At 36.8% G+C, this 10013-nt stretch carries 9 protein-coding genes and 2 pseudogenes; 2 read left to right on the top strand and 9 right to left on the bottom strand.

The features are described from left to right. Positions 1-82 precede the first annotated feature (82 nt). The 6 genes from ABD909_RS05510 to ABD909_RS05540 form a co-directional block, all read right to left on the bottom strand. Positions 83-367 (bottom strand): hypothetical protein, encoded by a 285-nt coding sequence (locus ABD909_RS05510; RefSeq protein WP_345096977.1) that lies wholly within the window; start codon positions 365-367, stop codon positions 83-85. Next, positions 324-485, bottom strand: a complete 162-nt coding sequence (locus ABD909_RS05515; protein WP_345096970.1) for a hypothetical protein — start codon at positions 483-485, stop codon at positions 324-326. Before ABD909_RS05515 ends, ABD909_RS05510 begins: the two co-directional genes overlap by 44 nt. A gap of 452 nt (positions 486-937) precedes the next feature. Further along, complete coding sequence (locus ABD909_RS05520) at positions 938-1360, bottom strand: hypothetical protein (protein WP_345096971.1); 423 nt, start codon at positions 1358-1360, stop codon at positions 938-940. Positions 1361-1502: 142 nt separating this feature from the next. After that, on the bottom strand, positions 1503-1808 hold the full coding sequence (locus ABD909_RS05525) for a hypothetical protein (RefSeq protein ID WP_345096972.1): 306 nt from the start codon (positions 1806-1808) through the stop codon (positions 1503-1505). Between the two features lie 724 nt (positions 1809-2532). Next, positions 2533-2733 (bottom strand): helix-turn-helix transcriptional regulator, encoded by a 201-nt coding sequence (locus ABD909_RS05535; RefSeq protein ID WP_345096889.1) that lies wholly within the window; start codon positions 2731-2733, stop codon positions 2533-2535. Between the two features lie 210 nt (positions 2734-2943). Continuing rightward, positions 2944-4110 (bottom strand): tyrosine-type recombinase/integrase, encoded by a 1167-nt coding sequence (locus ABD909_RS05540; RefSeq protein ID WP_345096973.1) that lies wholly within the window; start codon positions 4108-4110, stop codon positions 2944-2946. A 177-nt stretch (positions 4111-4287) separates the two neighbouring features. Here ABD909_RS05540 and ABD909_RS05545 point away from each other — a divergent pair. Continuing rightward, a pseudogene (locus ABD909_RS05545) lies at positions 4288-5157 on the top strand (phage terminase large subunit); the annotation flags it as partial. Positions 5158-6518: 1361 nt separating this feature from the next. Here ABD909_RS05545 and ABD909_RS05550 read toward each other — a convergent pair. The 3 genes and pseudogenes from ABD909_RS05550 to ABD909_RS05560 all read right to left on the bottom strand — a co-directional run bounded on the left by ABD909_RS05550 (position 6519) and on the right by ABD909_RS05560 (position 8578). After that, positions 6519-7289 carry a hypothetical protein gene (locus ABD909_RS05550; protein WP_345096974.1) on the bottom strand — a complete coding sequence of 257 codons (771 nt, stop codon included), beginning with the start codon at positions 7287-7289 and terminating at the stop codon, positions 6519-6521. 95 nt (positions 7290-7384) lie between these two features. Continuing rightward, positions 7385-7881, bottom strand: a pseudogene (locus ABD909_RS05555) (LbetaH domain-containing protein). A 79-nt stretch (positions 7882-7960) separates the two neighbouring features. After that, a complete protein-coding gene (locus tag ABD909_RS05560; protein WP_345096975.1) occupies positions 7961-8578 on the bottom strand; it encodes an LbetaH domain-containing protein in 618 nt (205 codons plus the stop codon). A 234-nt stretch (positions 8579-8812) separates the two neighbouring features. On the opposite strand from ABD909_RS05560, the gene ABD909_RS05565 reads away from it, so the two are divergent. After that, positions 8813-9979, top strand: a complete 1167-nt coding sequence (locus ABD909_RS05565) for a tyrosine-type recombinase/integrase (RefSeq protein WP_345096976.1) — start codon at positions 8813-8815, stop codon at positions 9977-9979. The last annotated feature ends 34 nt before the right edge of the window (positions 9980-10013 follow it).

Raw genomic sequence — 10013 nt, forward strand, 5'->3', positions numbered from 1 at the left:
ATTAAGAGATAAAAAAAACTTTGAAGGTTCATGACACAAATAAGGTTATAAAGTTTAGTGTTTTATAAGATTTTTAGATTGTCTATTGTGGTGTCTTATAACTTTTCACGAAGGGATGCCATTCATAACGTATAATAGGTCGACCGCTTTTGAAGTTATTGTCACTTGGTATTTGACGAATATAGTTACAATGGCATAAGACCTCTAAAACTTGCTTCACGGCTTGCTTGTCTTTTAAGCCCGTCCAACTTTTTTGATGAAGATCGCGTAAAGTAAAACCATCGGGTAAATGATCACAGCGTTCAACAATCAATTTTGCATGCTCAGCAGTTACTGTATCCCCGGCCGCATAAAAGACGTTTGGCATGACTTAACAGATAGTGTGACCAACGCAACGCTGTTGTAATGGCATAGAGCCCAATTTCAAAATGTTCTCTGTCTAAAAGTTCAAAAATCAATGCAAGGCTTGCTATGGTTTTTGGCATTTTCAAAACATGTGATTGTAAGCTTTCTGAAAGGTGATTGCCTTTATGGTTTTCTATTAAAGGAAAAACAAAAAAGAAATAACACTAACCATTTCAGATTTTCATAATGAAAGAAAATTTTTTAGTTTTTCTGTTAGTGATGAAAATGTAATTCAAAAAATAATGAATATGTTTTCAATTAATTTAAGAGATCCACAATTATATTTCGAATATGAATTTAACATATACAAAGATGATTTTAGACCTAGCTGCTTATTGCTATGAAGAATACAAACAGAACTAAGAAAATGAGAAATGAAGTTTTTTGATTGGATAGAGAGAGAAATAGGACGATTAATATTCAGCAGAGATATTTCACTTGACAGCTTTTCCCTTCAAAAAGATGATATACGAGAAATTTTCATTTAGCCATTACTTTCATTAGCAGAATTTATGCCGAGTTTTTTGTAGTATTACACATCCGATTTATTAAAGGGAACGATTTTATCACATGAAAAATCTATACCGATAGCTTTAGCTTGCATCTTTTCGTAGAGCTTGCGCATAACCATCATATTTTCTTTACGTACATCAATAATTGATTTTTCAATTGACGTTAAACGAGATTTATCTAAGTTTCCTAACCGTGCATAATGGGATGCTATTGCTTGGCGCGCTTCATCGTAAGGCAATCCACCTTTACGATTTTTGGGGAAACTGTAAACCTCATTTACTGTCTTATATTGCGCAGGATTACTAACAAGGATTACGTGCTTCTTAATAACATCTATTTCCATTAATGCTGTTTTAAGACTACTAATCATAGCCTTACTATTAGCATATCTTAGCAAATCGTTTTCTACAAGACTATGTTCCGTATCAATAAGTAACGACAAACCACTACTCTTTCCAACGTTACGAATATGATTACATAAATTATTCCGTACATTATGTAACTGTTTAACTAACAATGTATTATCAATATCTTGCACATAACCGTTTTCTTGTGACAATATCCAATCTAATTTTTCATATTCTTTAGAAATGATGACCTCCTATCACAACACCTTTATCTAACCAATCTGGTCCATATTCCTCATCAGCATTCTTTGTAAAAAATTTCATGTCACGAATAAATTGTGCTCCACGTCTATTTTTAAGAAACAAAAGTGTATGTGCCGGAAGTTCTGCCATTGCTAACCATTCCCACACAGTTTGGCTATCATTTGCTTTAGCTGCTGCTTCTGATTCAGCAATGTAGATACTATTCTGAGAAAAACCACCTGCTCGTAATTCTTCACGTTCAGCATCAGTCATATAACTTTTGGGTAATTTCTTTTGCATAGGAAATTCCTTTCTGTCGTCTGTCTTGAAATATTAATCTAATGGTTAAATCTGATCAATCAAATTTCCTATGAATTTCTCAATTTGTTGTTTGAAATGAAAATAAGATATCTGTTTTTATCCTTAATCATTTTGATTGTTTATATCAAAGAAAATTATCGTGTTTTCTGATATGATAAACTTATATTGTATTGACGATTTTTATTGAACATGAAAAAATTCTATGTTTATTCACGTGTTTCTCGTGATGGAGAAGATACAGAAAATCAAAAATTTGGATTGTTAGAATATGCTAACAAAAATGGTTTTACTCCATTCCATATTGAAAAAGAAACTATCAATAGAAAAAAGATTGGTGCAAACGTAAGCTTGATACTTTAATCGAAAGAACAGAGCAGGGGAATTGTTGTTGACCCTTAAAGTTTTCTCATATAGCGTTTTTTTAATGTTTTAGAAATTCTTAAAGCTGCTAGTGAACCTAACTTATAAGATATACCAATTTATTCAGGGATAGAAGCTAGGCAACCTATCATCATGGGCTGGACAACGGGCTAGTCCATAACGGCCATGCCAAACTCCACGCAAGGCATTTGTGTTGCCCCGAGCATTTATATAAGAAAACATATTTTTTATCCTATAACGTTGCGTCACAGGACGGATTCTGCTATCTTTAGGGTGATAAATTTGAGAAAGCCTTGTCCGTCCTTACGTGACAAGGTTTTTTTTATGCCGCGTCACTTTGACGTTGCTGTTTAGCTTGCTCAATGACATTGATAAGATCCGATTGTAACCAACGGGATAAAAAACCAAATTTTAAAGGTTTTGGAAGAGAGCCATTGGTCACATGACGTCGGAAAGTTGAAACACTCATATGAAGTAGTTTTGCACTTTCACGGTCTGTTAAAAGAACATCATTTTCTGTCATTATAATTTCCTTTCAAAAGTAAAAAAATGAGAACAAATCATGCCCATTTATTAAACACATTTTGGTTCATTTTTTAAGGTATTTTATTCATAGAAAACAGTATTTTATCATACATTTTCTGATGTGATAATTTATGAGTCTTATTGAGATGATATGAGAGAAGAGAGAGAAAAAGTTATCCACAGATCATGGGGTTATGCACCCCATATCTTAAGATTGACCTGTCACATAAGCGGCCCATTTATCCATATAGACACGGCGTTGTTCTAAATAATCAGTACGACGATAGGCACGCTCTACTTGCCCTCCTACTGTATGAGCTAAAATGGTTTCAGCGACTTCATAGGGGGCATCGGTTGTTTCAGCAAGCCAATCGCGTAAACTAGAACGAAATCCATGGGGGCAGGCTTCAAGTTTATTATCTCTCATATATTGAGCCATACACTTAGCAGCAAGGGGACCTCGACCAGTTGCAGAAAAAAAGAAATCATTGCGAGAAAGCAAGCGCGCTTGTTTTAAAATTTCTAATGCCTCTGTTGATAAGGGGACGCGAAATTCTGTTGTAGCATCACGCTTTCCTTTCATATTCTCAGCGGGAATTGTCCATATATCCCCCTCAACTTGATCTTTATGAATATGGCGTATAGGATTTGTGCGAACGCCTGTCAGAATAAGCAAACGCAAAGCCAGTTGTGTTAGGGTTGATGCTTCGCAAAGCGTTTGATAAAAAGCAGGAACATCTTTCCAATTCATTGCTGGAAAATTTTGTGCTTTATGGCGTTGTTTTCCTAAGAGAGCACGTGCTTTTGTTGTTGCTTGTAAATCAACATCCAATCCTAAGGCAGCCGCATGTTTAAGACAAAGATTGAGACGGATAAGTGCTTTTTCTGCTGTTGTAGCTTTTGTATGCCAAATAGGAGCAAGAACATTGCGTATTTCTGTTTGTGTAATTTCTGAAACGGGCAAGCAGCCTAATTTAGGGAGAATATGAAGTTTTAAGGGTAAAAACCACTTCCCATCTTTTCCATCCCCTTTTAATTCAGCTTTACGACTTTCAAAAGCATCTAAAGCAATATCTTTTAAATAATGAAGATTGCTTATCGCCTCACGCTTTTGTTTATCGCGTTCTTTAATGGGGTCACGACCTTCACGTAAAACAGAACGCCATTTGTTTACAGTTTCACGGGCTTGTTTTAAAGAAACATCTCTTAAAGCACCTAAGCCCATTTCACGACGGCGCCCGTGAATGGTATAACGATAAATCCATTGAGCACCTCCATCTTTACGCTTATGGAGTAACAAGCCGGCACCATCATTATATTTGCCAGCCCCCAATGTTGCGACAGACCTTGCATTAAGACGATTCATAAGAACCATTTTTAGTCCTTTCTTATACAAATTTGATCCACACACTCATCCCGCTTTTGATGTGCAAATGAGTGGTTTTGATTGATTCAAGATAAGCAAGTTTGAAATAAGGGAATCTTACGTTATTCGGGACTCTCATTCAATATGAATAACGCTAGATTATCATTATAAATCAATGCCTTGCCTAAGGTTGGGGAAGCTTCGATTAAGTCGAATGATGGTCGTATAGCCTTTCAATTTTGTGGTCTGGATCGCAATATAGCCAGCATCAAATCGATGGGGCGTATTTTGCTCTGTTGGGTCGATGAGGCAGAGCCGGTAACAGAGACAGCTTGGCAGACGCTTATACCAACATTGCGTGAAGAGGGAGAGGGTTGGCGTGCAGAGTTATGGGTGACGTGGAATCCATTACGGGATAATGCGCCGGTTGAGAAGCGCTTTCGCTTTTCGGATAATAAGGCCATTAAACGTGTTGAGATCAATTGGTCAGACAATCCGAAGTTTCCCAAGATCTTGAATGAAGCGCGGCTTGATGATCTTAGAAACCGTCCAGAAACCTATAAGCATATTTGGGAAGGGGCTTATCTAACAGCGGTTCAAGGTGCTTATTTCCAAAAGGAAATGTTGGCAGCTGAGCAAGAGGGGCGGATAGGGCGTGTTGCACGTGATCCTTTAATGCAGATACGTGCCTTTTGGGATATTGGGGGGACGGGCGCCAAGGCAGATGCAACGGCGATTTGGATAGCTCAGTTTATTGGACGAGAGATTAGAGTGCTTGATTATTACGAGGCACAAGGACAGCCGTTATCAGAGCACATAGGCTGGTTACGTGACAATGGTTATGAGAAGGCACTGATGGTTTTACCCCATGACGGAGCGACCAGAGACCGTGTGCATAATGTGAGTTTTGAGAGTGCTTTAAACGATGCGGGTTTTGAAACGCAGGTCATTCCTAATCAAGGAGCCGGTGCTGTCAAAATGCGGATAGAGGCAGTGCGACGTATATTGCCCTCTGTTTGGTTCAACGAAGAGACCACAGTATACCTAAAAAACTAATAAAGTCAATATGTTGAGTGAAATTATTTTATATGAATCCACTTAAGAATCCACACTTTTATGCATGATTCATTTGACCATTTTTTATATAGGATTGTCACGTATGAATAGAGCATAAAAAGCAAATCATGATGTAAATATTATAACGCATGTGTGCATTCAAATAAAATGAAAAGCAGTTATCATTTATAACAGTTCATAAATTTTATGATACGTTTTTTATCACTCAAAAATCGCATTGAAGTTAGTAATATAGACTTTTTTAATTTCGCTAAATTTTTAGCGAAACTATTATAAGCTTATAAGTTTAATTTATAAAATTGCATAAAAAGATTCAAAGACAAAATCGTTTTTAAAGCGCTTTCTAAAAATTTAGAAAACGATAGGCAGGCATTATACAGATCCTATCATCACAACAGATATGAAATTCAAAACATTATATCTTATGAAATCAAAAGCCTTTTTATGACGTATGCAAGCAAGCTATTAAAAAACGTTTTAAAAGTTATAGCTTAAAAATACGAAGCCAAATGAGATCTCCTCAAATTTGAGGGCACCTATTTAGACAAAGATAAGCAAGCAAAGTTGAAAACTATTGTAACATCATAAAGGCATGGGGTTTTACTAAATTTGGAGTCAAAAGCGACATTGTTAAAAGAATGCTCTATTCTAAAGATAACGAACTCAAATTTGAGCTGGTTAATTTTTAAAGAAATTATGTTTTAATGAAAAGTAAAAATACGCTTATAAGGATTTCTTTAAGTGAATGTATAAACGTTTGAAACTGATGTTTTATAACAGTTATCATTTGCTTTTAAAAACGTTTCATTTACGAAAAAACGAAGATCTAGATTTCACAGCATAGCCAATCTTAAAAGCCTTAGATTTGATAAAAGCGTTTTGATTTGTTTGATAGGTTTTGATTTTAGAATGTCAGTTATTTCAATTCACTCAACTCAATTTCGAGGTCAGTATTTTAAAACGTTTTAAGAGGCGTTTTGATTGTGTGCTTTGTTTCAAATGAATCTCTTTAAAGAAAAGGGCATTATGATTGATACACTGATAGCAGAAAAAAGCGCTTATAGTTTCTCTCATTCAAATGAATGCTATCAAGATCATACCCATCATTTACGGTTCTTTTGATAAGTTTTCATAAAAACAAGAGAGCACTTGCAATATGATACGTTTTGTATATAGGCATTCATTACTCCATTGTGGATGATTCATTATTATAAAGCCGCGTCATATCAATTGGCACGGCTTTCTTTTTGAATTCTTTCTTTTATAATACGTTTTAAACAATATATCTTATGATGCTTTTATAGCTATAAAGAAGGCACCCCCCACGCCTATTATTTGTTTTATTTCTCAATCTTTACAACCTCATCGCTTTTATAGACCTCATAATTATCGGGAACCAATTTTATTTTACTTTGTGTATCTATTTTTGCGCGACCATAGGCACGACCCCAGACTTTGACATAACCAGAGATTTTTGCATTCCCATAAACAGAGCCATAAACCGCGGCACGACCACTCACAATCGCGTTGCCATAAACCTTACCATAAATCTTTGCAAAGCCTTTGATTGCAGCTTGTCCATAAATTTTTGCACTGCTGTAAATACAAGCAGACCCAGAAACCTTTGAATGACCATAGATCCTTGCATGATCATAAACAAAAGCATCATGAGAAACCCGCGCATGATTATAAATATGGGAATTGCTATAAATGCGGGCGCAACCACTCACATGAGCTTTGCCATAAACATTGCCAGCGACATGAGCACTGTCATAGACACAAGCATGATCATAAATTTTCGCATATCGAGTGATTACAGCCTTGCCATAAACCTCAGCATTGCCATAGACACGCCCCCGCACTTGAGAAGAATGCCTTACTTTAGCATGATCAGTAACATGAGCATAGCCATAGACAAGAGCCTCATCATATACCCAGCAATTGCCATAGTGTGATAAGTTGCTTTCATTTTCGATATAGCCCCCCAGATCACCAGCCTTGACATCATCAAAATCTTTTAAAGCCCGAATGCGATAAAGGTTTGTAATTTGTTTTGTTAATCTATCTTTAATTTGTTTTTTTTGATTGGTTAATTCATATTTTTTGCACATAAGGATACCCTCACAATCTAATGTGATAAACGTTTGCTAAAATTTGGAATGGAAAATTTAAAAAGGGGACGCCCCCGCAACGCCCGCATGTTTATTTATTGCTGCTTTATTATGGGCCGACACATCACAAAAGAGATTTCACCATAAGAGAAAGGCGTTCTGTATAAACATTCTCTCTTGTATCACCAAAAGCATTTTTAGTGACAATAGCCATGCCATAAGCACAAGCATTTTCATAAATATGCACATGACTGATAATTTTTGCACTGTCAAAAACCTGTGCATTATCATAAACATGAGCATGAGCAAAAACCTTGACAAAATCATAAACCTTAGCATTGCCATAGACATAGCCACCAACACCAGCATTGCCATAAACCCGCGCATTATCATAAACACGACCAGTTTTTACAACATAAGCATTATCACCAACCCAGCAATTACCATCATGAGAGAGATTGTTTTCATTCTCAATAAAGCCCCCGAGGTCCCCCGCCTTAACATCAGCAAAGTCTTTTAATGCTTTAATACGGTAAAGAATTTGGTTATCGAATACACGTGTCTCATTTGTGAGTGCAAACTTCTTTTGCATGGCACAATTCCTTTATAAAGAGATTTAAATTTTTAAATGAAATGTTTAAAGAGGGGCGCCCCGCCGCGCCCGTGCTTATTTAAGCAGCATCTTTTAGAGACTGATCGTTATAGACAATTTCTTTGCTACAGACTTCAATATTATTGCGAACCCAAGTGTCGCCTTTAATGACCGCATTGCGAAAAATCTTTACATTTGCAAAAATACAAGCATATCCAGAGATTTTCGCATTGCCATAAATTTTTGTATCATTAAAGACACAAGCGTAATAATGAACGCGCGCATTTTCAAAAATATGAGCATCGGGATAAATACGTGCAAAACCATAAACCTCAGCATTGCCATAAACATGACCAGCCACCACAGCCTTGCCATAAACACGGGCGTTTTCATAAATGCAAGCAACATTGTTTACATGAGCATAACCACTTACAACGGCATTATCGAAAACCCGTGCATTGCTATAAACTTTTGCTTTACCCCCAACCCAGCAATTGCCATCATGTGATAAGTTGCTTTCACCTTGTATAAAACCACCTAAATCCCCTTTTTTAACATCTCCAAAATCTCTTAAAGCTCTAATTCTATAAAGTGTTTTAAAGCCAACCTCTATTGTTTCTCCTGTAAATTCATATTTTTTTGCAGGCTCTTGTTTGTTATTAGAAATAACGGGGGTGTTTTTTGAGATATTTGTCATATTTAAAACCTTGATGTTAATATTGTTTCTATTGACTCTCTATAAGAGAGCCGGGCGCTAGCAACACATTGATTTTTATATATAATTTACTGTTTTGCATATTGAACTAAAACCCCGAATATAGTAAGATTTTCTTATTCTAAACCCTCTCAGATTGAATCAATTCATATCACTTGCTTGCACGTCACAAGCGGGGCTGGTGTGTGGGTAAAATTTATACAAGAAAGGACTAAAATGGCTCTTATGAACTGTCTTAATGCAAGATCTGTCGCAACATTGGGGGCTGGCAAATATAATGATGGCGCCGGCTTGCTTCTTCATAAGCGTAAAGATGGAGGTGCTCAATGGCTTTATCGTTATACCATTCATGGTCGGCGCCGTGAAATGGGATTAGGTGCTTTAAGACATGTTTCTTTAAAAAAAGCACGTGAATTGGCAAACCAATGGCGTTCTGTTTTGCATGAGGGTCGTGACCCTATTAAAGAACGTGATAAACAAAAGCGTGAAGCAATAAGCAATCTCCATTATTTAAAAGATATCGCTTTGGATACTTTTGAAAGCCGTAAAGCTGAATTAAAAGATGATGGCAAGGCTGGAGATTGGTTTTTACCTTTACGGCTTTATATTCTCCCTAAATTAGGTTGCCTACCCGTTTCTGAGATTACACAAACTGAGATACGCAATATTCTTACTCCCATTTGGCATACAAAAGCTGCAACAGCAGAGAAAGCATTAAATCGCCTTAATATTTGTTTCAAACATGCGGCTGCATTAGGTTTGGATATTGATTTACAAGCAACCGAAAAAGCACGCGCTCTTTTAGGCAAACAACTCCATAAAACGCAAAATATACCAGCCATGAATTGGAAAGATGTTCCTGCCTTTTATCAGTCACTCTGCAAAACAACAACCATGACACAACTGGCTTTGCGTTTGCTTATTCTTACAGGCGTTCGTACGCGCCCTTTACGTTATATCCATAAAGATCAAGTTGATGGCGATATATGGACAATCCCTGCTGAAAATATGAAAGGAAAGCGTGATACAACAAAAGAATTTCGTGTACCCCTATCATCAGAGGCATTAGACATTTTAAAACAAGCGCGTCTGCTTTCTCGTAATGATTTCTTTTTTTCTGCAACTGGTCGAGGTCCTCTCGGTGAGAATAATATGTCACAATACATGCAACAAACTGGAGTAAAAGCATGTCCCCATGGATTTCGTTCTAGTTTACGCGATTGGCTTGCTGAAACAACCGATGCCCCTTATGAGGTCGCTGAAACCATTTTAGCTCATACGGTCGGCGGTAAAGTAGAGCGTGCCTATCGTCGTACTGATTATTTAGAACAGCGTCGTGTTTATATGGATAAATGGGCGGCTTATGTCACTGGTCAATCTTAAGATATGGGGTGCATAACCCCATGATCTGTGGATA

This window comes from Bartonella acomydis (genome assembly GCF_039543025.1).
GTDB classification, from domain to species: domain Bacteria; phylum Pseudomonadota; class Alphaproteobacteria; order Rhizobiales; family Rhizobiaceae; genus Bartonella; species Bartonella acomydis.

Excerpts from the sequence above, each read along its gene's own strand:
- ABD909_RS05565 (WP_345096976.1), top strand. The coding sequence starts at position 8,813 with ATGGCTCTTATGAACTGTCTTAATGCAAGATCTGTCGCAACATTGGGG.
- ABD909_RS05510 (WP_345096977.1), bottom strand. The coding sequence starts at position 367 with ATGCCAAACGTCTTTTATGCGGCCGGGGATACAGTAACTGCTGAGCAT.
- ABD909_RS05550 (WP_345096974.1), bottom strand. The coding sequence starts at position 7,289 with ATGTGCAAAAAATATGAATTAACCAATCAAAAAAAACAAATTAAAGAT.
- ABD909_RS05540 (WP_345096973.1), bottom strand. The coding sequence starts at position 4,110 with ATGGTTCTTATGAATCGTCTTAATGCAAGGTCTGTCGCAACATTGGGG.
- ABD909_RS05515 (WP_345096970.1), bottom strand. The coding sequence starts at position 485 with ATGCCAAAAACCATAGCAAGCCTTGCATTGATTTTTGAACTTTTAGAC.
- ABD909_RS05560 (WP_345096975.1), bottom strand. The coding sequence starts at position 8,578 with ATGACAAATATCTCAAAAAACACCCCCGTTATTTCTAATAACAAACAA.
- ABD909_RS05535 (WP_345096889.1), bottom strand. The coding sequence starts at position 2,733 with ATGACAGAAAATGATGTTCTTTTAACAGACCGTGAAAGTGCAAAACTA.
- ABD909_RS05525 (WP_345096972.1), bottom strand. The coding sequence starts at position 1,808 with ATGCAAAAGAAATTACCCAAAAGTTATATGACTGATGCTGAACGTGAA.